The following is a 23,172-nucleotide window of genomic DNA, read 5'->3' as shown; positions in this document are numbered from 1 at the left end:
GAGGACCGTGGTGGAACCGCAGTGGGTGCCGACCGAGCAGGACGTCGCGGACGCGCGGGTGACCGATTTCGCGCGCTTCGCCGCCGCGCGGGCGGGCCGGGAGTTCCCCGACTACCGCGCGCTGTGGCAGTGGTCGGTGGACGATCTGCCCGGCTTCTGGTCGGCGCTGTGGGCGTACTTCGATCTCGGCGTGCCGCCCGAGCAGGTGCTCGCCGACGCGGAGATGCCCGGCGCGCAATGGTTTCCGGGTGCGCGGCTGAACTATGTGGACCAGGTGGTGCGGCAGGCGCGCTCGGATCGCCCGGCGATCGTCTACGCCGCCGAGGACGGGTCGCTGACCGCGATGTCGTGGGCCGAACTGCTCGGGCGCACCGCCGCGTTCGCCGGGGTGCTGCGGGCGCAGGAGGTGCGGCCCGGCGACCGGGTCGTCGGCTATCTGCCCAACATCCCGGAGGCGGTCGTCGCGTTCCTGGCGACCGCGAGCCTCGGTGCCGTCTGGAGTGCCTGCGGACAGGACTATTCCGCGAAGGCCGCGCTGGATCGCCTCGGGCAGCTGGAACCGGTCGTGCTGGTGACCGCCGACGGCTACCACTACGGCGGCAAGCCGTTCGACAAGACCGACGAGATCGCCGCGCTGCGCGCGGGATTGCCGACGCTGCGCGCCGCGGTCGTGGTGTCGCGGCTCGGTCGCGCGGTGCCCAACTCGCTCGACTGGGCGCAGATCACCGAGCCGGTCGACGCCGACATCGACGCGGGGCAGGTCGATTTCGATCACCCGCTGTGGGTGCTCTACTCCTCCGGCACCACCGGGCTGCCCAAGGGCATCGTGCACGGCCACGGCGGCGTACTCATCGAGCACCTGAAAGCCGTTGCGCTGCAAGCCGATATCGGCCGCGACGACACCTTCTTCTGGTACACCAGCCCGAGCTGGATGATGTGGAACTTCCAGATCGCCGGACTGCTGGTCGGCGCCACCATCGTCTGCTATGACGGCAGTCCCGCCCATCCCGCGCCGGACGCGCTGTGGGACATCGCCGCCCGGACCCGGACCACCGTGCTCGGCAGCAGTCCCGGTTACGTGCTGGGTTGCGTCAAGGCGGGCGTGGTGCCCCGGCGCGACCACGACCTGTCGGCGCTGCGGTCCGTCGGGATCACCGGTGCGTCGCTGCCGCCGTCGTCGTCACTATGGCTGCGCGACAACGTGGGTGAGCGCGTGCACGTCGCGTCGATCAGCGGCGGGACCGATGTGGTGTCGGCGTTCCTCGGCGGCGTGCGGACGGTGCCGGTGTGGCCCGGCGAACTGTCGGTGCCGTTCCTGGGCGCGGCCGTGGACGCGTGGGACGCGACCGGGCATCCGATCCGCGGCGAGGTCGGCGAGCTGGTCCTCACGAAGCCGATGCCGTCCATGCCGGTGAAGTTCTGGAACGATCCGGACGGATCCCGGTATCGCGCAGCGTATTTCGAGATGTTCCCCGGGGTGTGGCGGCACGGTGACTGGATCACGCTGACCGACCACGGCAGCATCGTCGTGCACGGCCGCTCCGACTCGACGCTGAACCGCCACGGTATCCGGATGGGCTCGGCCGACATCTACCAGGCGGTGGAGCGGCTGCCGGAGATCGCCGAGGCCCTGGTGATCGGTGTCGAGCAGCCCGACGGCGGCTACTGGATGCCGCTGTTCGTGGTGCCGGCGGCGGGCGCCGAGCTGACCGACGAGTTGCGGCGGCGCATCGCCGAGGTGATCCGCACCGAGGTCTCGCGCCGCCACGTGCCGGACGAGATCATCGTCGCCCCGGGCATCCCGCACACCCGCACCGGCAAGAAGCTCGAGGTGCCCATCAAGCGGCTCCTCCAGGGCGCGGACCCGGACCGCGTGGTCGAGCGCACGGCGGTCGACGACCCCGGCCTGCTGGACTGGTACGCCGCGGTACGCCCGTCCAATGGTGCTGCGGGTCAGTGAGTTTCGGTCACCCGGCGAGTTCGGCCGGTGCGGCGCGCGTGAGCCGTCCGTCGACCATGTGATGGACCGCGTCCATCCGATGCAGGTGAGAGCGGTCGTGAGTGACCAGTACGGTGGCGACGCCGCGCGTGCGTGCCACCCGCAGGAGCAGGTCCATGACGGCCGCGCCGCGCTCGGTGTCCAGCGCGCTGGTGGGCTCGTCGACGACCAGGAGCGACGGGTCGTTCATGAGCGCGCGGGCGATGTTCACGCGTTGGCGCTGGCCGCCGGACAGTTGCGCGGGACGCTTGTGCTCGTGACCGGACATACCCACGGCGTCCAGTAGACCCGTTGCCCTGGAGCGGGTTTCGCGCTTCGCCCGCGGCGGGACGACGAATCGCTGACCGAGGTGCGCGGTTGCCTCCAGTTGCTCGCGGGCGGTCAGGGCGGGTATGAGGTTCGGCTGCTGGAACACGATGCCGATTTCGGTGCGGCGCAGGGCGGTTGCCGCACGGCGGTTCGAGGCGGTGATATCTATGGTGCGCGTGCCGGTTTCGAGCACGACGCGGCCCGAGTCCGGTCGTATGAGCGTCGAAATCACCGCCAGCAGACTGGATTTGCCGGAGCCCGACGGCCCGGTGAGCGCGGCGACCTCGCCGCCCGACACCCGCAGATTCACCCGGTCCAAGGCGACGAGGCGGCCGTCGCCGTCGGGATAGGTGAGGGTGACGTCGGTGACGGTGAGCGAGATTGTCATCGGAAGCTCCTGTGTAGCAGAGGAATTCAGCGCGACTGCGCGAGCGCGTGCAGGGGGTCGGTGGTGACGAGGAAGCGCAGTGCCGCGGCCGCGCCGAGCAGGCCCAGGGCGATCAGCGTGAGGGCCGGAACCAGCGTCGTCGAGGCGTCGAGCACGAAGGGCAGGGTGTCGCCGAGGGCCGCGCCCGCCACGGCGGTGCCGCCGACGCCGATCGCGGTGCCGGTCAGCAGCACGAGCAGCGCCTGCCCCAGAGCGTCGCGCGCCAGCGAACCGGTGGTGGCGCCCAATGCCTTCAGCGTCGCGATGTCGGCCGTGCGCTGAATCGTCCACACGGTGAAGAACGCGCCGATCACCAGCGCGGAGATGGCGAACAGCAACACGGTCATCAGTGTCAGCGAGCCGTTCTCGGCCTGATACGAACCCAGTGCCGGAAGTGCGCCCCGCACGCTGGTGGAGACGGTGTGCGCGGCGGCGTTCACCGCGGCCGGGTCGTGGACGCCGGAGACCACGAGAACCGTCGGGCCGCCGCGTGGATCGGCGGCCTGCCAGTCGGGCAGCGCCATCCACACGACGGGGCTGTGGCTGTACCAGTCGTCGTCGCCGATGGCGGCGACGGTGAAGGCCTGCGACCGGATCGAGAGCCTGCCGCCGGTCTCGACGGACAGCCGTTGTGCCGCAGGCCTACTCAGGACGACCGTGCCGGGCGCGATTGCGGGTCGGTTGCGGAAGGCCGGTCCCGCTGTCCCGATCAAGGCCACCGAGGCGGGCACGCCGCCGTCGGCCGCGGCCTGTCCGCGTCCGATGCCGACCGGGTACACCGTGCGGCTCGCCTGTTGCCAGGCCCGTATCTGCTCGGGAGACAGCACCGAGGAGTCGAACGACGGTCCCGCCCCGGAGTCGGCGAACACCACCGCCTCGCCGGTGATCTTCTCGACCGCGGAGACGTTGCGGTGGGCCAGCCCCGCCGTGAGCCCGCTGAGGAAACTCACCAGCAGCGCGACGAGGACCACCACCAGCGTGATGAGCAGGAAACGGCCGCGGGCGGCCCGCAGATCCCGGAGTGCGACGAACATGACCACAGCGTGTCGCTGTTTCCGGGCCCGGTCATCGCGCGACCGGACCGTCGGCGACCGGCCGTCCGTGGGCGGCGGATTACAACATTCGATGGATGCGGCCCAGGTAGCCCCGCATAAGCTGATCCGTGTGCACCGCTCGCCGCTGACCCCTGTCTTCGCCGCGTTGCAGCTCGGGCTGCATGCGCTGATGGTGGCGTTGAGCGCGGTCGTGGTGGGGCGGGCGCTGGTGCCCGGCAGCGCGCATCGGTGGAGCGTGGTCGTCCTGACCGTGCTGTTCCTGGTGGTGTACTTCGCCGGTGCGGCGCTGCGCGGGCGGCCGGTGGCGGCGCGGGTGTGGCTGGGTCTGCTCACCGTGCTCTGGCTGGGACTCGTGGCCATCGCGCCGGACGCGGTCTACCTCGTGTTTGGGATGTTCTTCCTGTATCTGCATCTGCTGCCGCGGATTTGGGGCGCGGTGGCGGTGGCGGCCGCGACCGCCGCGGCGGTGATCGGCTTCGCGCTGCACAAGGGCTGGACGATCGGCGGTGTGGTGGGCCCGCTGCTCGGCGCGCTGGTCGCGGTGGCGATCGGCCTGGGTTACCAGGCGCTGTTCCGCGAGGCCGCCGACCGGCAGCGGCTGATCGACGAATTGCTCGCCGCCCGTGCCACGCTGGCCGAGCAGGAGCGCACGGCCGGCAAGCTGGCCGAGCGGCAGCGGCTGGCGCAGGAGATCCACGACACCGTGGCGCAGGGCCTGTCCAGCATTCAGCTGCTGCTGCACGCCGTCGAACGCTCCACTCCGGAACACCCTGGGCTGCAACAGATCCGGCTGGCCCGTGAGACGGCGGCCGACAGCCTCGCCGAGACCCGGCAGCTCATCGCCGAACTCACGCCCGCGGTCCTGGAGGGACAGTCGCTGACCGAGGCGCTGGACCGCATCGCCCACCGCGCGGGCACTCCCGGACTGACGACCCAACTGCTGGTCGAGGGCACGCCGGAGCGGCTGCCGATGCCGATCGAGGCCGCGCTGGTCCGGGTGGCGCAGGGCGCGGTGTCCAACGTGATCCGGCACGCGCGCGCCGACCGGATGCGCATCACGCTCACCTACGCCGACGACGCCGTGCACCTCGACGTGGTCGACGACGGAATCGGCATCGAGCCAACGGTTTTCGCGCGCGGCACGTTCGGGCTGGACGCCATGCGCAGCCGCGTCGAACAGCAGGGTGGCAGCATGAACGTGGAATCCGAACCGGGGCACACGGCCGTCACCGTGTCCTTCCCGCTGGCGGCCGCACCGTGATCCGCCTGCTGCTCGCCGACGACCACGCCATCGTCCGCGCCGGCCTGCGGGCGCTGCTCGACTCGGGGGAGGACGTCGCGGTGGTGGGCGAGGCCGCGACCGCCGAGGAGGCCGTAGCCTTCTGCGCCACAACGGAAGTCGACCTGGTGCTGATGGATCTGCGCTTCGGGCAGGGCACCTCGGGAGTGGACGCCACCCGCGCGCTGCGCGCCGCGCCGAACCCGCCGAACGTCCTGGTGGTCACCAACTACGACACCGACGCCGACATCCTCGGCGCCATCGAGGCGGGCGCCTGCGGCTACATCCTCAAGGACACCCCGCCCGCCGAACTGCTCGCCGCCGTGCGCGGGGCGGCCGCGGGGGACAGCGTGCTCTCGCCGTCGGTGGCCTCCCGGCTGATGACCCGCGTCCGCAAACCCGACACCACCCTGAGCCCCCGGGAGATCGAGGTGCTGCGGCTGGTCGCCGACGGGCATTCGAATCGGGAAATCGGGCGGCAGCTGTTCCTCAGCGAGACGACCGTGAAATCGCATCTGGTGCACATCTATTCGAAGCTCGGGGTGAAGTCGCGGACGTCGGCGGTGGCGCGGGCGCGGGAACGCGGCGCGATCTGAGCGGCCGCCGCGACACCGCGTGGTTGCGCGGCGCGGCCGGGTGCCGGCCGTACGCTGGCGGTATGCCCTCCCTCACCGATCCTCGCGTGCGCGAATTCCTGTCCCACGGCACCCGCACCGGCAAGCTCGCGTTCGTGGCCACCGACGGCCGCCCCGTGATCAACCCGGTCTGGTTCATCGTCGAGGGCGACGAACTGGTGTTCAACACCGGCAAGAACACCGCCAAGGGCCGGGCGATCCTGCGCGACCCGCGCCTGGCGCTGTGCGTCGACCTGGAGGAGCCGCCGTTCGGATACCTCCAGGTGCAGGGCACGGCGGAGGTCTCCGAGGACCTCGGCGAACTGGTCCGCACGGCCACCGCCATTGCCGCGCGCTACATGGGCGCCGACCGCGCCGAGGAGTTCGGCAAGCGCAACGGCGTGCCCGGCGAGCTGGTGGTCCGGCTGCGACCCACCAAGATTCTCGGCGGATTCGACATGACCGGCTAGGTGCTCTCGTCGGCGAGTCGCCGCAGGTAGCCCGCGAACCTGCGGCGATCCTGCTCGTCCCAGGCGGCGGTGAGCTCGTCGAAGCAGCGCCGCTGCCAATCCCGGGCCGCCGCGAGCAGCTGCTCGCCGCTCGCGGTCAACTCCAGCACCACCCGCCGCCGATCCCGGACGGAATCCACCCGCGCGAGATATCCGGCCGCTACGGCGTCGCGCACGAGGCGGCTCGCGCCGGAATGGTCGAGCCCGAGCTGTGTGGCGACGGTCGTCACCGTGGCCTCCGCGCCGCGCGCCGCCGCCACCGCCTCCACGGCCTGCACGTACTGGACCTGGCGCAACTCACCGTCCGGCGCACCGGGCGCGCGATTGATCCATCGCCGCGACCAGAAGCGAACCAGCCGGAACAGGGCGGGCCCGCCGACCGCGGCAGGGTCTGCTGGGCGATTCACGAACTCGAACCTACCGCCCTCCGCGCCTCGTGCATTGCATGCGTTCCGCATGTATATTTGTATGCGTATCGCATGTAATTTTCCCCACGACGGAGTCTTCGATGCCCATCGTTCTCAACCACACCATCGTCCCCGCTGCCGACAAGCGCACCGCCGCAACATTTTTCGCCGACCTCCTGGGCTTGGCGGTCTCCCCGCCCGCCGGTCCGTTCCTCCCCGTCGCCGTCAACGCCGACCTCACCTTCGACTTCGACGACCGCGGCCGGGTGGAGCCGGGCCACTACGCCTTCCTCGTGGACGACGCCACCTTCGACGCCGTCCTCACCCGCCTCTCGAAGTGGCCGTCGGTCGACTACGGCTCCGGCCCCGAACGCGGCTGGGACCGAGCCGTCAACCACCTGTCCGGCGGCCGCGGCGTCTACGTCCGCGACCCCAACGGCCACAGCTACGAACTCTTCACCGCCGTCCCCTGAGCGACCGCATCTCTCGCCGGCTGGTCGGTAGGCTTCCCCGGTGCCGTGGTTCTTCTTCATCGTCGGTGGCCTGATGGTCCTGTTCGCGCTCTTCGTGAGCCCGCGCACATGGTGGCGTACGACCACGGCCTGGCAACACGAGAAGCCGGAAGCCAACGAGCCCAGCGACTCCGGTTTCGCAATCCGCTGGGCCGCCCTGGGTCTCGCCGGCCTCGCCTTGATCGGCCTCGGCTTCTGGTTCAACCGCAACACCAGCGGAAGCTGGTCAGGTCAGGTGAACGCCCGCCCCGCCGTCGACCAGGTAGCCCGAAAACTCGGCACCTCCCTCACCGCCACCCTCACCCCCGACCAAGCCTCCCGCCCGACCCTCACCCTCGCCGACCTCCAACAGTCCTTGAAAAACGGTGTAACCCAACACCTCGGCGAAGTGAATTCCACAGACCACCGCGAAGCCCACCTCCACCTCGACGGCATCACGACCACCGACGACAGGATTTCCTTCACCATCTCCGGCGCGGACAAGAAAACCTACTGCCTCACCGCCACCCGAACCGCCCCCATCACCCGCGACCAACCCATCATCGGCACGGGCGGCAAACCGATCCTCACCCAAGCCGAAACGTCGATCACAACCTCCGTTACCGACGGTGCGTGCTGAGCGAAACCTATTGGGGCCAGCCGGGATAGGCGGGGAGGACCGGGGGTGCCGCGGTGGTGCGGATTCCGTAGAGCGAGCCGTCCTCGTGTGTGTTCGGCGGTAGCGGGTAAAGGGTATGGGCCCATTTGCGGCAGTTATCGTTGTCGCTCGGTGTGGAATTCGCTACCCGGATCTTCCATTTGGAGAATATGTCACCGCGGGGAGCCTGCCAGAGGTTTCCCTCGCTGAGGGGAGTCGCTGGATTGCTTTGGCGTATCGACGGTGTGGGTGTTGTCTCGGAGGGTTTCTTGGTTGTGAATTCGAATCGGCTGCTCGTGATCGTTCCGATGCGCCAGAGAGTGTATTGGTTGCTATCCAGGATGCCACTGACTCCGGCGGCCTGGAGGCATGTCGTTCCCTCGAACCCGCTCGGCGTCGGAGTGACGGACATGAGTCGCCAGTGGAGTGTGCCCGTCAGAAGCCTGCGGCCGATCGCCGAGCCGACGTGCGCCCCGGTCGACTCCGTCACCGCCTCCTGATACCCGTAGTAGGCATTGCTCGGTTGTTCGGCATGCGTGATGAACTCGGCCTCGGCGGCCCCCCGCACCAACTCTTCCCGCTCGGCCCGCAGATCCAGTCCGTCCTCTGCCTCCCACATGGATGTCACCCTCGCAATCCCGGCCGGTGCGAGATATGGACTGATTTCCTTCGGCCCGGGATCGGATGAGTCGTCGACGGTACACGCGGCGCTCACCATTACCGCCAGGCTCGCAATCAGGACCCTGAAGCCGAAGTCGACCTTCATAGAACTCACTGTCCCGCGACCCATTTATTGTAACCATTCTTTTCGAGTTCATCGGTCTTCAGTCTCTTCAGGTCCCACTGGCCGTCGATGGTGCCGGTGGTTATCAGCTTGTCGTTGTACCACGTGTGCGCCTGTGTGCTATATGTCGTATAGTCGCTCAGGTCGTTACGGCGAATCCCTCCGTACTTTTCCAGCAGATCCGGGAGATTCGTTTCCAGAAGGTGGGCGTGCTCTGAATTATCGGCCGCCGACGTGTACGGTTTCACTGTGAAATTGCCGTCTTCGGTGGTGTCGAACATGACGTTCTGTACATCGCTCGGGAGCATGTATCGGCTCACCTGTCCGGAATTAATCAAATGGCTCAGCATGTTATAGCTGTGTCCCGCCACGGATCCGGATCGAGTCAGATCGAAAGCGGTGTCTGTAATGGCGGCGTTCGGTGTTCTTCCGCTGTAGTCGGGGTCGACACCGGTGAGCGGTGCTTTATACCACTCCGAAACAGCCTGAGCGATCGGTCCGCCTACTCCGCCGACCGGACCGGCCAAGCCGGAAATGCCTATGAGGTTCTGCGCGACGCCGTAAGCGGCGGCTCTTTGATCGGAAGTCGCCTTGGCCTGCTCTGTATCATGCAGGTTCAAATCGGCGACATGTGCCGCAATTCCGGCGTCAACCAGTCCGTACAACCTTCCGGAAGCGGTGCCCAGTCCCAGATCCGCATGCTTTCCCGGTGTTGTGGCGCTGTCGGCAAATTGGTGATCCGCCTTCTCGGCGAGCGCCATAGCGGCACCATTCATCCAGGAGCCGGCTTTCGGATCGCCGTCGAGAATACTGAAGATGCGGGTTGCTTCGACAGGACCGATGCTCCCTTCCGGAAACCCGCGCGTACCGGAGAGGGTCGATGGAGCCTCCACCATATCTCCGACGTAAGGCACGAGCGAGGTCGCGATTCCCTGTGCCGCGCGTGGGTTGATTTCGGCGAACGATCGACCATCCTGCCCGGGCATGTTCAACATGGACTCGTACATGTTGGTTCCATTGCCGGTCTTCGTGTTCGACATCAGCTCTGCCAATGCGCCTGCTGCCTGCCCGGCATGCTCAGCCTTCGTTGTATCCGGACTGTGTGCATCGTCGGCGGTCCATGCAACCATCGAACCCAAGGCCGCGCCGTCGTCGTTCCACTCGTGCGTCAGCAGCGCCCCCACCGTGGTCTCGTGGTTGTACGGATGCCACGACTGTCCCGGAGTGTCTTTGCCGAACAGTTCGTCGCTGCCGTTGCCGGTGAGCAGGGCGTAGTCGGAGTCATGGTTGCGTGCCGCGACGCCGAGTAGATTCTGTGCGCTGCTCTGCGCATCCTGAATCGCCTCGTGGTCAGGGTACTTGGTGCCCATATAATCGCCGATTCCATGATGATCCAGAATCCAGGCCTGGTGCGCCGCTTGGCGTCCCATTTCTACGCCGAACCGGTCACCCGGCTGGTAGTCTTGGCCGGAATTGCTCACGAAATCACTGAATTTCGCCAGATCGGCTTCGTAGTCCAGAATCCCACTACGGTGATCGGTTTTCGGGCCGAAGAGTCCGGAGCGATAGTCGTCAGGCAGCTGCCTGGTATTGGAATCGGGCGCACCGGCGATGTTCGGTCGAGTGCCGACTATTTCCCGGATTTCGGGATTGAGCTTGTCGAAACCACCACGGTCGCGCACTTTTCCTTGCGGATCACGGCTGACCAGGTTCTCGTTCGAAAGTGTCATCATGCCGTTGGCCAGATATTGGCGCAACTCTTTGGACTGCGCCGACCCGTCCGATTTCAATGTCTCCGACAGTGTGAGCAGACCGTCACGCCCAGATTTGTCGTAAAGATTGGTCAAGTAGTCCATCGACGATTGCGGAATCGTCACGTCTCTGCCCTCGCGAAGCGCGGTGAGCTGTTCCGGGCTGAGTCCAGTCGCTTTGAGGTGGTCCAGGATGCGCTGGCGTTCCTGATCGGACAGCTTGCCGTCGGCGATTGTCGCGCCGTCTTCTTTGCCCTGTTCCGCAGTCAGTAGCTTGTTCGGGTCGAGCTTTGCCGGAGCCTCGACTGCGACCGTGCTGACGGCCGCGCTGTTCTGGAAAGCGTTCTGGATATGGCCGGTTGCGGCCTCGACGGCAGTGCCGAGGTCGTTCAGCGCCGTCTTGATTGGTGGCTGAAGCGTGTCTGTCCCGTACTTCCACAGCGCGGCGAGGGCCGCGGTTTGGTCGTTCTTGTCCTGGGAGGAGGACTGGGCCGCTATTTTGGCGGCCTCGCTGGGTTCTACCGTGCCGTCCTCGGCGACTTCGTATTTGGCGTTCAGTGCGTTCGTGATCGCTTGGGTCGCACTGTTCTTGGCGCGCCAGATGGCGTCGCGGTCGGCGGTGAGGGTGGTGATGGCGGTCTGGAGTTCGCCGGTGAAGGTGCGGCCCGCGGTGACTGCCTGCTGGGTGGTGTCGCGGGCTCGGTCGCCGGTTTTGCCGGTCCAGTAGGACTGGGACTGGGTGTATTCGCTGCCGGTTTTGTCGAGGCCGGTGGTGACCGTGTCGTGGGCGGTCTGCCATTCCTTGACGAGTGCGTCCAGAGCGTTCGGATCGCATTGTTCGGCTTGAGATCTCGTGGCGGCCATGGCCGCGTTCCCCCTCGTGCTGTTACTGGCCGGGCACGGCGACGCGGTCGAACTCGCGGGCCTTCGCCTCATCGATGTGCAGGAACTTCGCCGTCACGGTGATGGTGTTGTCCCCGATCGTGTCCAGTACCTTACCCAGGTCCTGCAGGGCCGTGGTGACGGTGGTCGCGGCGGTGGTGCAGGCCTGGCCGATCGGGAAGCCGGGGAAACCGTTCGTGACCGTGGTGGTGGCCTCGCCGCTCTTGACACCTTTGATGTCGGTCGCATACGTCTTTATATTGCGCGCCAGCACGGCCGCGTCCCTGCCGTCGATCTTGACTGTTTCGCTCAATGGGTCGGCCATGCTCGGGGATTTTACGGGGGAGTTGCGCGGGCAGCGAAGGAGTACGGGATGACGAGCGCCGGTCTGGATCCGATGCAGGAGAACACCCGCAGGCTGGTGGAGGCGCTGACCACCGCGCGCTCGCGGGCGCAGACCGGTGACGGCCTGCTCGCCGTCGAGGCCTGCGCCGACGGGCAGGTGCGCATCCATATCGATGAGGGGGCGCTGCGCTACGGCGGCTCCGCCATCGCCGCCGAACTCACGCGGCTTGCGGCCCAGGCGTTGGAGGGCGCGCGGGCCGGGGTGCGCGAGGCGACGGCCACGTTCCGCGCCGATCCGCGGATCGAGGCCGCTCTGGAGGCGACTCAGGATGCGATGGATCAGCCGCTCAGCGCTGTTCAGCAGGGGCCTGGGAGCTCTTCCCCCGGCCAGCCGAGTTTCGGGCAGCCGGTGTCGCGCACAGGGTTCGAGCAACCCGCGTCGCACACAGGGTTCGAACAGCCGCCTGCTTCGCAACCGGCGGGGCAGCAATCGAATACGCGGACGCCGCCTCTCTATGATCCGTACGACTACGAAGACGACTACGACCCGTACTACCAGCGGAAATCCTGGCTGGAAGGGTAGGCGGGGCAAGCAGGTCGCTTCGGGCCCGGCCCCCCGACGTCGTGACGAGCACACCTAGACTCGCCGCATGACCGTGCATTTCATCGGGGCGGGACCGGGGGCTGCGGATCTGCTGACCGTGCGCGCGGTGGGGTTGCTGCGGGAGTCGCCGGTGTGTCTGTACGCGGGGACCTATCTGGATCCCGAGGTGCTGGGGCACTGTGCGCCCGATGCCGAACTCATCGATACCCAAGGACTGGATCTCGACCGGATCGTCGAGCACTGCGCGCGGGCGCATGCCGAGGAGAAGGACGTGGCGCGGCTGTGCTCGGGGGATCCGTCGATCTACTCGGCGCTGACCGAGCAGACGCGGCGGCTGGACGCGCGGGGGATTCCGTGGGACGTCACGCCCGGGGTGCCCGCGTACGCGGCCGCGGCGGCGGTGCTCGGGACCGAGCTGACGGTGCCGGAGCTGGTGCAGTCGGTGGTGCTCACCCGGACCCGGGCCCGGTCGACGGCGATGCCCGAGTCCGAGGCGTTGGCCGGATTCGCCCGCACCCGGGCCACCCTGGCGCTGCATCTGGCCGTCACGCGGATCCGGCCGCTGGCCGCCGAACTGTCCGCCGAGTACGGCGATGACTGCCCGGTCGCGGTCGTGTACCGAGCCAGCCAGCCCGAACAGCTGGTGTTGCGCGGGACCCTCGCCGACATCGCCGAGCGGGTCGAGGCGGCGGGCTTGCGGCAGGCCGCGATCATCCTGGTCGGCCGTGCGCTCGCGGTCTCCGAGATCGAGCACTGCGCCGAATCCCATCTCTACGACCCTGCCCGCGACCGGCACCACCTGCCCACCGCGGGACCGGCCGGGCGGGTGAGCCAGCCATGAGGAGAGCACGCTCCCGACAGCGGCGTGATCGGGCAGCCGACCGTCGGAGAACAACCGGTGTGACATGCGCGTCTTCCACCGCACATCCGTATCGACTGTGACGTTCGTCGGGCCGATCACCGCCGCGACCTGCACCTCCAGGGCTGGTGAGCCGGGCATTCGGTAGCTGTCGGGAGGGTGCGGTAGATTGCTTCCCTCGCACTGTCGGGCCACGCGATACCCGGTCCGGCAGGCCCGAAATACTCGAACTCCCATGATGGCCAACGGCTATGAACCTTTTTGGTCAGTCGGCCCGAGTGGGCGGTAGATTGGTTCGGTGGTCAGCAGTGAGGTTCAGCGAGTGGGCGATCCGAGTCCGGTGGGTGTGGTCAGGCCCATGTAACAAGATCGGGCCGGCCAACGGATACGTCCAATGAACATTTTTGTCTGATTGAGATTCGAAGTGAGCCCCGACCGTCGGACGTCACGCTGGGACAGGTGAGCGTCGGCGTCGGTGTGCCATCGAGGAGCGCTGCACGGTGTTCCGGAAGTGAGGTTTAGGGTTGGACCGGCTGGATTTCGGCGGAAACGGCGAAGCTGGCAGCGAGGTGACGCCCACGCCGGTTTCGGGGGAGGAACTCTTCCCGCTCTCGCCGGCGCAGCTCGGGATCTGGTACGCCCAGGCCCTGGATCCGCAGGTGCCGATCAACATCGCCCAGTACGTCGATCTGCGGGGCGATCTGGATCGTGCCATCCTGCGCCGGGCGTGCATCGACTCCTCCGAGGAACTCGACTCGGGCTTCATGTGCCTGGCCGAGCGCGACGGCGAGCCGATGCAGTACATCGACCCGACCATCCCCGACCGGGACGAGATCGTCTACCTCGATCTTCGTGACGCCGAGGACCCCGAGGCGGCCGCGCACGAGTGGATGCGCGCCGAATACAGCCGTCCGCTGAACCTGCTGACCGACCGCCTGATCCGGCTGGCCGTCCTGCAGCTCGGCGACGACCACTGGTTCTGGTACCTGCGGGCGCACCACATCGTGCTCGACGGCTTCAGCGCCATGAACTACCTCAACCGCGCGTGCGAGCTGTACACGGCCTACCTCGAGGGCGTCGAGCCCAAGCCGTACAAGCCGACCAAGCTGCGTGAGCTGGTCCGTGCCGAGTTCGAGTACCGCGAGAGCACCCGCTTCCAGGCCGACCGCGAGCACTGGGCGCAGCGTGTCGCGGGCCTCGAGGAAGGCTCGAGCCTGGTCGGCCGCTCGGCGGCCCCCGCGCCCCTCAACGGCGTGGCGAGCGCGGCGCTGACCGCGGAGCAGACCAGCCTGCTGGACGCGGCCGTGCGCCGGCACGACTCGACCCCGGCGGCGCTGCTGATCGCGGGCTTCGCCGCGTACCTGGCGCAGTGGACCGGCAGCGAGGAAGTGATCCTGAGCCTGCCGGTGACCGCGCGCACGACCGCGGTGATGCGGCGCTCGGGCGGCGTCTCGTCCAACATCGTGCCGCTGCGGTTGCCGGTCGGTTACCGGACCACCGTGGCGGACCTGCTCAAGTCGGTGACGGTCGAGGTCTCGGGCGCCCTGCGCCACCAGCGCTACCGGCACGAGGACATCCGGCGCGACAGCGCGGGCGGCGCGGCCGTCACCAAGGAGTTCTTCGGCCCCTGGGTCAACATCATGTTGTTCCAGGACGAGGTGCACCTGGGGCCGGTGGTCGGGCACATGCACGTGCTGTCGACCGGCTCCATCGAAGACCTGGGTGTCAATTTCTACCAGTCGATGGGCGGGACCGTCTCCCACATCGACTTCGAGACCAACCCGAACCTGTACACCGAAGACGAAGCGCACCGGCATCATTCGCGGTTCCTGGAGTTCTTCGACCGGTTCCTGGCGGCCGAGGCCGAGCAGGTGCTGTGGGAACTGCCCATCACCACCGAATCGGAGCTGGACCGCACCCTCGCGGCGTGGAACGACTCCGACCACGAGGTGCCCGACACCACCCTGCCGCCGCTGCTGGACGACGCCGTCGCGGCCCACCCCGACGCCGTCGCGCTCGACTTCGAGGGCGAGACGCTGACCTACGCCGAATTCGGCGCGCGGGTCAACCGGCTGGCGCGGGCCTTGATCGCCGACGGCGTCGGCCCGGAATCGCTTGTGGCGCTGGGAATGCGGCGCTCGCTCGAGCTCGTGATCGGCATGCACGCGGTGCTCAAGGCCGGCGGCGCGTACGTGCCGATCGACCCCGACCACCCGGCCGAGCGCACCGCCTACATCCTCGAATCCGCCGCTCCCGTCTGCGTTCTCACCGTCTCCCGCGACGAGGTGGAGCTGCCGGAGACGGTGCGCCGGGTGGAGATCGACACCCTCGACGTCTCCGCGTACTCCGACGCGCCGCTCACCGACGCCGACCGCGTCGCGCCGCTGCTGCCGGGCAACACCGCCTACGTCATCTACACCTCCGGTTCCACCGGTCGGCCCAAGGGCGTGGCGGTCACCCACTCCGCCATCGTCAACCAGCAGCTGTGGATGCTCGACGAGTACCGGCTGACCGATGCCGACGTCTATCTGCAGAAGACCGCGACCACCTTCGACGTGTCGCTGTGGGGCTACTTCCTGCCGCTGCTGGTCGGCGCGAAGCTGGTGATCGCGACCCCGGACGGGCACCGCGACCCGGCCTACGTCGCCGAGACCATCGCCCGCCACGGCGTGACCGTGACCGACTTCGTGCCGTCCATGCTGACGGTGTTCGTCGCGCACGCCACTCCCGACCAGATCGCTTCGCTGCGTGCGGTTTTCGTCATCGGCGAGGCGCTGCCGCCGGAGACCGCCGCGGGCCTGCGCGCGATCAGCTCGGCCGGGCTGCACAACCTGTACGGGCCCACCGAGGCCGCGGTGTCGGTGACCTACTGGGAGGCCACCGAAGCCGACACCGGCACGGTGCCGATCGGTGTGCCCGAATGGAATGTCGAAGCGTACGTGCTGGATTCGCGGCTGCGTCCGGCCGCGATCGGTGCGCCGGGTGAGTTGTATCTGGCGGGGCGTCAGCTGGCACGCGGGTACCTCGGGCGTCCCGATCTGACCTCGGATCGGTTCGTGGCCAATCCCTTCGGGGAGCCGGGGAGTCGGTTGTACCGCACGGGTGACTTGGTGCGGTGGAGCCTTCGCTCCGCTCAGGCAGGGGAAGAGGGGGCACGGGCAGGGGAAGAGGGTGCTCGCGGCGTCCTCGAATACATCGGGCGTACCGACTTTCAGGTCAAGTTCCGTGGGCAGCGCATCGAGCTCGGGGAGATCGAGACCGATCTGCTGGCGCATCCCGCGGTCGGGCAGGCCGTGGTGCTGGTGGCGGACACCGCCACCGGGCAGCAGCTGGTCGCGTATGTCGTTGCCGCTCCGGGGCATTCGGCCGATCCCGCGGAGCTGACCCGGTTCGTCGCGGAGAAGCTGCCGGCCTACATGGTGCCCGCGTCGATCATGGTGCTCGACGCGCTGCCGCTCAACACCTCCGGCAAGCTGGACCGCAAGGCGCTGCCGGAGCCGGTGTTCAGCGCCGACGCCGCGGGCTACCGGGCGCCGCGCAATCAGGTCGAGGAGATCGTCGCGGGTGTCTTCGGCGACGTGCTGGGGCACGAGCGCGTCGGCATCGACGACAACTTCTTCGACCTCGGCGGCAACTCGCTGGTCGCCACGCAGGTGGTGGCCCGGATCTCCGCGGCGTTCGGCATCCAGCTGGGCGTGCGCGCGCTGTTCGAGACCCCGACCGTCTCCGCGCTCGCGGTGCGGGTCGAATCCGCCACGCCCGCAAGCGTTTCCCGTCCGCCGCTGGTCGCCCAGCCGCGCCCCGAGCGGGTGCCGCTGTCGCTGGCCCAGCAGCGGATGTGGTTCATCAACCAGTTCGACCCGACCGTGCCGACCTACAACCTGCCGTTCGTGGTGCGGTTGCGCGGCGAGGTCGACCTGGACGCGTTGCAGGCGGCACTGCTGGACGTGATCGCCCGCCAGGAGTCGCTGCGCACGATCTTCCCCGAATCCGAGGACGGCGGCTACCAGCTGGTGGTGCCGGTCGAGCAGGTGGACCTCGGCATCGAGGTGCGTTCGACGCCCGAGGCCGAACTGCCCGGCGTGCTGGCCGAATTCGCCTCCACCGGCTTCGACGTCTCCCGCGAACTGCCCATCCGGGTGCGGGTGCACCAGGTGTCCGGCGGCGCGCACGAGGGCGACTACGCGGTCGCCATCGTGGTGCATCACATTGCCGCGGACGGCTTCTCGTTCGGTCCGCTGGCCCGCGACGTGGCCGCCGCGTACCTGGCGCGCGCCACCGGACAGGCGCCCGCGTGGGCGCCGCTGCCGGTGCAGTACGCCGACTTCAGCCTGTGGCAGCGCGAACTGCTGGGCGCCGAGACCGACCCGGATTCCATTGCCTCCCGGGAGATCTCGCACTGGCACTCGACGCTGGCGGGCCTGCCCGACCAGCTGGACCTGCCGACCGACCGCCCGCGCCCGCCGCTGCAGAGCTTCCGCGGCAGCCGGGTCACCTTCGACATCGATCCGGAGCTGCACGCGCAGCTGACCGGATTGGCTCGCGCGCAAGGCGTTTCGCTGTTCATGGTGCTGCACTCGGCGCTGGCGGTGCTGCTGTCGCGGCTGTCGGGCACCACCGACATCGCGATCGGCAGCCCGGTCGCCGGGCGCGGCGAGCAGGCGCTCGACGACCTGATCGGCATGTTCGTCAACACCCTGGTGCTGCGCACCGAGGTGGACGGCGCCGAGCGCTTCACCGAACTGCTCGGCCGCACCCGCGACACCGACCTGGCCGCCTTCGCCAACGCCAACGTGCCGTTCGAGCGTTTGGTGGAAATCCTCAACCCGACCCGCTCGCAGGCGCGGCACCCGCTGTTCCAGGTGATGCTGTCGTTCCAGGAGCTGTCGCACGCCACCATGGAGATGGCGGGGCTGACGGTGTCGGCCGAGGAACTCGACGTCGACATCGCCAAGTTCGACCTGGTCTGGACGCTGACCGAGCAGCGCGCCGGCGACGGCGTGCCCGCCGGGGTGTCGGCGGTGGTGTCCTACGCCACCGACCTGTTCGACGAGTCCACCGTCGCCGAGTTCGTGCAGCGCTACCTGCGCGTGCTGACCGCGGCCGTCGCCGCGCCCGACACCCGGGTGCGCGACATCGAGATCCTCGACGCCGCCGAGCGGCGGACCGTGCTCACCGACTGGAACCGCACCGACCACGAATTGCCCGCTGTCGCAGGCGAAGCGCCGGCCACGGTGCTGGATCTGTTCGCGCGGCAGGTGCGGCTGCGGCCGCACGCCACGGCGCTGCTGTTCGACCCCAGCGACCGCGAGGACGAGTTCGGCCCGGTCCGGGAACTGACCTACGCCGAATTCGACGAGCGCGTGAATCGCTTGGCGCGCAAGCTGATCGACGCGGGCGTCGGTCCCGAGTCGCTGGTCGCCGTCGGCATGCGGCGCTCGGTCGACATGTTCGTCGCGGTGTACGCCGTGCTGGCGGCCGGCGGCGGCTATGTGCCGATCGACCCCGACCATCCCGCCGAGCGCACCGAGTACGTGCTCGACAGCTCGAAGCCGGTGGTGCTGCTCACCACCACGCGCGACGACGTCACCGCCGACGAGTGCGACGTCATCCACCTCGACACGCTCGACCTGAGCGGATACGACGCCGCGCCGGTCACCGCCGCGGACCGGTTGCGCCCGCTGCGCCCGGAGCACGTCGCGTACGTGCTCTACACCTCCGGATCGACCGGCCGCCCCAAGGGCGTCGCGGTGTCGCACGCCGCGATGACGAACCAGATCTCTTGGAAGATCGCCGAATTCGGGCTCGACGAGACCCATGTCGCGCTGCACAAGACGCCGTTCACCTTCGACGCGTCGCTGTGGGAGCTGTTCGCCACCCTCGCCGTCGGCGCGAAGGTGATCGTCGCGGTGCCGGACGGCCATCGCGATCCGATGTATCTCTCGGAAGTCATTGCGCGGCACCGGGTCACGCACACCTCGTTCGTGCCCTCGCTGCTGCCGGTGTTCGCCTCCAGTGCCTCGGCGGAGGAGTGCCTGTCGCTGCGGGCGGTCTTCGTCGGCGGCGAGGTGCTGCCGCCGGCGACCGTGAGCGCGTTCCGGCGGTTCAGCACCGCCACCGTCCACAACCTGTACGGGCCTACCGAATTCACGGTCAACGCCACCTCGTGGACGCTGCCCGCGGAGAACGGCTACCCGGCGGTGCCGATCGGGCGGCCGGTGTGGAACGCGCACGCCTATGTGCTCGACGAGAGCCTGCGGCCGGTGCCGGTGGGGGTGCCCGGTGAGCTGTACCTCGCGGGTGCGCAGATCGCGCGGGGGTACCAGGGGCGCGCGGATCTGACCGCGGAACGGTTCGTGGCGAATCCCTTCGGGGAGCCTGGGAGTCGGTTGTACCGCACGGGTGACTTGGTGCGGTGGAGCCTTCGCTCCGCAGACTCTCAAGGCGTCCTCGAGTACATCGGGCGTACCGACTTCCAGGTGAAGTTCCGGGGTCAGCGCATCGAGCTCGGGGAGATCGAGGCGGCGCTGCTCGATCACCCGGATGTCAACCAGGCCGTCGTGCTCATCATCGACACGGTGACCGGTGACCAGCTGGTGGCCTACGTGGTGCCCGCGCCGGACGCCGAGATCGACACCGAGGCCGTGAAAGCCTCGCTGGTGCAGCGGCTTCCGGTGTACATGGTGCCCTCGGCCATCGTGGCGCTGCCGGAGTTCCCGCTCAACGCCTCCGGCAAGCTGGACCGCCGGGCGCTGCCCGCGCCGCTGTTCGCGGTCTCCGAATTCCGTGCTCCCACAACGCCGATCGAGGAGATCGTCGCCCAGATCTTCGGCGAGGTGCTCGGCGTCGCGCGGGTCGGCGTGGACGACGACTTCTTCGACCTCGGCGGCAACTCGCTGATCGCGACCCAGGTGGCCTCCCGCCTGGGCATCGCCCTGGACACCCGGGTGCCGGTCCGGATGCTGTTCGAGGCCAGCACCGTTGCCGCGCTCGCGGCGCGGGTGGAGTCGCACGCCGGCGACGGCGCGCGCAAGGCGCTGGTGGCGCGCGAACGGCCCGAGCAGGTGCCGCTGTCGCTGGCGCAGCAGCGCATGTGGTTCCTCAACCGCTACGACACCGCCTCGGCGGTCAACAACATCCCGGTCGCGATCCGGCTCTCCGGCGAGCTGGACGTGGCGGCGCTGCAGGTCGCGGTCATCGACGTGATCGACCGGCACGAGTCGCTGCGCACCGTATTCCCCGAGACCGGCGCGGCGCCGGTCCAGGTGGTGCTCGACGCGGCGCAGATCGTCCCCGACCTGACGCCCGTCCCGGTCACCGAGGGCAACCTGATCGCGCACCTGATCGAGCTGGCCTCGATGGCGTTCGACGTCACCAACGAGGTGCCGCTGCACGCCCGGCTGTTCGAGATCAGCGAGTCGGAGTACGTGCTCGGCATGGTCGTGCACCACATCTCCGCCGACGGCTGGTCGATGGGCCCGCTGGCCCGCGACGTGATGATCGCCTACGCCGCGCGCACCATGTGGGAGCAGCCCGCATGGGTGCAGCTGCCCGTGCAGTACGCCGATTACGCGCTGTGGCAGCGCGAGATGCTGGGTTCGGAGGACGACCCGAATTCGCTGATCTCCGACCAGATTCGGTACTGGCAGCGCGAACTCGCCGACCTGCCCGACGAATTGGTGCTGCCCTCGGACCGCCCGCGCCCGGCGGTGGCGTCCTACCGCGGCGGCGTGCACTCGTTCGTCATCGCCCCCGAGACCCAGGCCCGGCTGCTGGAACTCGGCCGCCGGCACAACGCGTCGCTGTTCATGGTCATGCACAGCGCGCTGGCGGTGCTGCTGGCCCGCCTGTCGGGCAGCTCCGACATCGCCATCGGCACGCCGGTCGCCGGCCGCGGCGAGGCCGCGCTCGACGACCTGATCGGCATGTTCGTCAACACGCTCGTGCTGCGCACGGACGTGGACGGCGCCGCGACCTTCGCGCAGCTGCTGGCCCAGGCCCGCAACACCGACCTGCAGGCCTTCGCGCACGCCGACGTGCCGTTCGAGCGGCTGGTCGAGGTGCTCAACCCCGCGCGGTCGCAGGCGCGGCACCCGCTGTTCCAAGTGGCGCTGTCGTTCGAGAACCTGCCGGAGAACACCTTCGAGCTGCCCGGATTGCGGGTCTCCACGGTCGATTTCGAGGTCGACACCGCGAAATTCGATCTGGCCGTGACGCTTCGGGAGGCCGGACAGGGCTCCGACGGCGGCATGCTGGGCGAGATCTCCTTCGCCCGCGACCTTTTCGACGACGACACGGTGCAGGAGTTCGCGGCCCGCTTCATGCGGCTGCTGGACGAGATCACCGAGCGTCCGGAGCTGCCGGTCGGCGAGCTGGAGATCCTGGCGCCGTCCGAGCGCGCCGAACTGCTGCACCGCACCGGCGGCCCGGCCGTCGCGCCGCGCACGCTGCCGGAGCTGATGGCGGCGGCCGCGGCCGCGGACCCGCAGCGGCAGGCGGTCGTGTTCGAGGGCCGCTCGCTGACCTACGCCGAACTCGACGAGTCCTCGGCGCGCCTGGCGCGGGCGCTCATCGCGCGCGGCGCCGGGCCGGATGTGCTGGTGGCCGTGGCGATTCCGCGGTCGATCGAGCAGGTCCGCGCGGTGTGGGCGGTGGCCCGCGCCGGTGCGGCCTTCCTGCCCGTCGACCCGGCGTACCCGGCCGACCGCATCACCCACATGATGACCGATTCCGGTGCGCGCCTGGGCATCACGCTCACCGCCGAGGTGGACGCGCTGCCGCCGATCGCCGACGGCGAGTGGCTGGCGGTGGACGCGCCGGAACTGGCGGCCGAGATCGCCGCCCAGTCCGGCGATCCGGTCACCGATGCCGATCGCACGGCCGTGCTGCGCCCGGCGCACACCGCCTACGTCATCTACACCTCCGGTTCCACCGGTGTGCCCAAGGGCGTCGTGGTGAGCCACGCCGGTCTGGCGAACTTCAGCGCCGAGCAGGTGGAACGCTATGGGCTGGACGGTGATTCGCGCGCCCTGGCGTTCGCGTCGCCGTCGTTCGATGCGTCGGTGCTGGAGCTGCTGCTGGCCGTGGGCTCCGCGGGCACGCTGGTCGTGGTGCCGCCCGGCACCTACGGCGGCGACGAGCTGGGCGAGCTGATCGCGCGCGAGCGGGTCACCGTCGGCCTGATCACGCCGTCGGTGCTGGCCTCGCTGGACCCCGCGGCGCTGACCGGCATGCGCGCCATCATCGCCGGCGGCGAGGCGCTGTCGGCCGACCTGGTCGCGAAATGGTCGGTGGTGCCCGGTGATTCGGGCGAGCGCCGACTGCACAACGCCTACGGCCCGACCGAGGCGACCATCGCCACCAACATCAGCGGACGGCTGCTGCCCGGCGACCCGGTGACCATCGGCGGCCCGGTGCGCGGCATGCGGGCGCTGGTGCTCGACGAGCGGCTGCGGCCGGTGCCCGAGGGCGTGGTCGGCGAGCTGTACGTGGGCGGCATCCAGCTGGCCCGCGGCTACCACGCCCGCCCGGCGCTGACCGCCGACCGCTTCGTGGCCGATCCCTACGGGTCCGGCGGCGAGCGGCTGTACCGCACCGGTGACGTGGTGCGCTGGCGGCGCGACGCGGCCGGCGACCCGGTCGTGGAGTACGTGGGCCGCAACGACTTCCAGGTGAAGATCCGCGGCTTCCGCATCGAACTCGGCGAGATCGACGCCGCCCTGACCACCCACCCGGACGTGGACTTCGCGGTCACCATCGGCCGCACCAACGACGCGGGCTCCACCTTCCTGGTGTCCTACGTGCGCCCGGTAGCCGGGCACGCGGTGGACGTCACGGCGCTCTCGGCGCACGTCGCCGACCGGCTGCCGGCCTACATGGTGCCGACCGCGGTCATGGTGCTCGACGAGATCCCGCTGACCCCGGTGGGCAAGCTGGACCGCAAGGCGCTGCCGGAACCCGAACTGGCCCCGCGTGATTACCGCGCTCCCGCGACGCCGCTGGAGGAGATCGTCGCGGGCATCTTCGGCGACCTGCTCGGTGTCGAGCGCGTCGGCGCGGACGACGACTTCTTCGCCCTGGGCGGCAACTCGCTGATCGCCACCCAGGTCACCGCCCGGCTGGCCGCCGCGCTCGACGCGGAGGTCGGGGTGCGGGTGCTGTTCGAGGCGCCGACGGTGGCCGGGCTGGCCGCCCGGGTC

The 23,172-nt window shown here is 69.0% G+C and carries 15 protein-coding genes (1 of these 15 only partly in view); 9 read left to right on the top strand and 6 right to left on the bottom strand.

Features of this window, described 5'->3' with window-relative positions; all coding sequences use genetic code 11:
• Positions 1–7: 7 nt before the first annotated feature.
• Positions 8–1,960: an acetoacetate--CoA ligase gene (locus tag IU476_RS14800; protein WP_195100474.1), complete on the top strand. Its 1,953-nt coding sequence runs from the start codon at positions 8–10 to the stop codon at positions 1,958–1,960.
• 7 nt (positions 1,961–1,967) lie between these two features.
• On the opposite strand, the gene IU476_RS14795 is transcribed toward IU476_RS14800, so the two are convergent.
• Together IU476_RS14795 and IU476_RS14790 are read right to left on the bottom strand one after the other, a co-directional pair.
• Positions 1,968–2,696 carry an ABC transporter ATP-binding protein gene (locus IU476_RS14795; protein ID WP_195100472.1) on the bottom strand — a complete coding sequence of 243 codons (729 nt, stop codon included), beginning with the start codon at positions 2,694–2,696 and terminating at the stop codon, positions 1,968–1,970.
• A gap of 26 nt (positions 2,697–2,722) precedes the next feature.
• The gene (locus IU476_RS14790; RefSeq protein WP_195100470.1) at positions 2,723–3,769 is read right to left on the bottom strand and encodes an ABC transporter permease; all 1,047 of its coding nucleotides are present in this window, start codon (positions 3,767–3,769) and stop codon (positions 2,723–2,725) included.
• A gap of 130 nt (positions 3,770–3,899) precedes the next feature.
• Here IU476_RS14790 and IU476_RS14785 point away from each other — a divergent pair, with 130 nt between their 5' ends.
• The 3 genes from IU476_RS14785 (at position 3,900) to IU476_RS14775 (ending at position 6,153) form a co-directional block, all read left to right on the top strand.
• Positions 3,900–5,051 (top strand): sensor histidine kinase, encoded by a 1,152-nt coding sequence (locus IU476_RS14785; RefSeq protein ID WP_195100468.1) that lies wholly within the window; start codon positions 3,900–3,902, stop codon positions 5,049–5,051.
• A complete protein-coding gene (locus IU476_RS14780) occupies positions 5,048–5,665 on the top strand; it encodes a response regulator (RefSeq protein WP_195100466.1) in 618 nt (205 codons plus the stop codon). Before IU476_RS14785 ends, IU476_RS14780 begins: the two co-directional genes overlap by 4 nt.
• Positions 5,666–5,727: 62 nt before the next feature.
• The gene (locus IU476_RS14775; protein ID WP_195100464.1) at positions 5,728–6,153 is read left to right on the top strand and encodes a PPOX class F420-dependent oxidoreductase; all 426 of its coding nucleotides are present in this window, start codon (positions 5,728–5,730) and stop codon (positions 6,151–6,153) included.
• On the opposite strand, the gene IU476_RS14770 is transcribed toward IU476_RS14775, so the two are convergent.
• A complete protein-coding gene (locus tag IU476_RS14770; RefSeq protein ID WP_324194061.1) occupies positions 6,150–6,599 on the bottom strand; it encodes a MarR family winged helix-turn-helix transcriptional regulator in 450 nt (149 codons plus the stop codon). The genes IU476_RS14775 and IU476_RS14770 overlap by 4 nt on opposite strands.
• Positions 6,600–6,700: 101 nt before the next feature.
• Here IU476_RS14770 and IU476_RS14765 point away from each other — a divergent pair, with 101 nt between their 5' ends.
• Together IU476_RS14765 and IU476_RS14760 are read left to right on the top strand one after the other, a co-directional pair.
• Positions 6,701–7,072: a VOC family protein gene (locus tag IU476_RS14765; protein ID WP_195100459.1), complete on the top strand. Its 372-nt coding sequence runs from the start codon at positions 6,701–6,703 to the stop codon at positions 7,070–7,072.
• Positions 7,073–7,112: 40 nt separating this feature from the next.
• Complete coding sequence (locus IU476_RS14760) at positions 7,113–7,730, top strand: hypothetical protein (RefSeq protein WP_195100458.1); 618 nt, start codon at positions 7,113–7,115, stop codon at positions 7,728–7,730.
• Positions 7,731–7,737: 7 nt separating this feature from the next.
• On the opposite strand, the gene IU476_RS14755 is transcribed toward IU476_RS14760, so the two are convergent.
• The 3 genes from IU476_RS14755 to IU476_RS14745 are packed head-to-tail and all read right to left on the bottom strand — an operon-like array spanning position 7,738 to position 11,490.
• On the bottom strand, positions 7,738–8,514 hold the full coding sequence (locus IU476_RS14755) for a hypothetical protein (RefSeq protein WP_195100457.1): 777 nt from the start codon (positions 8,512–8,514) through the stop codon (positions 7,738–7,740).
• 5 nt (positions 8,515–8,519) lie between these two features.
• The gene (locus tag IU476_RS14750) at positions 8,520–11,147 is read right to left on the bottom strand and encodes a TPR repeat domain-containing protein (RefSeq protein ID WP_195100456.1); all 2,628 of its coding nucleotides are present in this window, start codon (positions 11,145–11,147) and stop codon (positions 8,520–8,522) included.
• Between the two features lie 22 nt (positions 11,148–11,169).
• The gene (locus tag IU476_RS14745) at positions 11,170–11,490 is read right to left on the bottom strand and encodes a hypothetical protein (protein ID WP_195100455.1); all 321 of its coding nucleotides are present in this window, start codon (positions 11,488–11,490) and stop codon (positions 11,170–11,172) included.
• Between the two features lie 48 nt (positions 11,491–11,538).
• Here IU476_RS14745 and IU476_RS14740 point away from each other — a divergent pair, with 48 nt between their 5' ends.
• The 3 genes from IU476_RS14740 to IU476_RS14730 all read left to right on the top strand — a co-directional run.
• Entirely contained in the window at positions 11,539–12,093 is a 555-nt protein-coding gene (locus tag IU476_RS14740; protein WP_195100454.1) for a hypothetical protein, read from the top strand.
• Positions 12,094–12,160: 67 nt separating this feature from the next.
• Positions 12,161–12,955: a precorrin-4 C(11)-methyltransferase gene (gene cobM / locus IU476_RS14735; RefSeq protein WP_195100453.1), complete on the top strand. Its 795-nt coding sequence runs from the start codon at positions 12,161–12,163 to the stop codon at positions 12,953–12,955.
• Positions 12,956–13,497: 542 nt separating this feature from the next.
• A protein-coding gene (locus tag IU476_RS14730; protein ID WP_195100451.1) for a non-ribosomal peptide synthase/polyketide synthase crosses the window boundary here: on the top strand, positions 13,498–23,172 show its start. Its footprint extends 42,309 nt past the window's final position; the window shows 9,675 of its 51,984 coding nt (coding positions 1–9,675); its start codon is at positions 13,498–13,500; the stop codon falls past the right edge of the window.

Source organism: Nocardia blacklockiae (genome assembly GCF_015477355.1).
Taxonomy (GTDB): Bacteria; Actinomycetota; Actinomycetes; order Mycobacteriales; family Mycobacteriaceae; genus Nocardia; species Nocardia blacklockiae.
Note: the sequence above shows the minus strand (reverse complement) of the source record. Positions and strands in the feature narration are given on the sequence as shown.

Bases quoted from the DNA above. Each gene is read 5' to 3' on its own strand.
- IU476_RS14740 (WP_195100454.1), top strand. From the start codon at position 11,539: ATGACGAGCGCCGGTCTGGATCCGATGCAGGAGAACACCCGCAGGCTG.
- IU476_RS14775 (WP_195100464.1), top strand. From the start codon at position 5,728: ATGCCCTCCCTCACCGATCCTCGCGTGCGCGAATTCCTGTCCCACGGC.
- IU476_RS14750 (WP_195100456.1), bottom strand. From the start codon at position 11,147: ATGGCCGCCACGAGATCTCAAGCCGAACAATGCGATCCGAACGCTCTG.
- cobM (WP_195100453.1), top strand. From the start codon at position 12,161: ATGACCGTGCATTTCATCGGGGCGGGACCGGGGGCTGCGGATCTGCTG.
- IU476_RS14745 (WP_195100455.1), bottom strand. From the start codon at position 11,490: ATGGCCGACCCATTGAGCGAAACAGTCAAGATCGACGGCAGGGACGCG.
- IU476_RS14795 (WP_195100472.1), bottom strand. From the start codon at position 2,696: ATGACAATCTCGCTCACCGTCACCGACGTCACCCTCACCTATCCCGAC.
- IU476_RS14755 (WP_195100457.1), bottom strand. From the start codon at position 8,514: ATGAAGGTCGACTTCGGCTTCAGGGTCCTGATTGCGAGCCTGGCGGTA.
- IU476_RS14765 (WP_195100459.1), top strand. From the start codon at position 6,701: ATGCCCATCGTTCTCAACCACACCATCGTCCCCGCTGCCGACAAGCGC.
- IU476_RS14790 (WP_195100470.1), bottom strand. From the start codon at position 3,769: ATGTTCGTCGCACTCCGGGATCTGCGGGCCGCCCGCGGCCGTTTCCTG.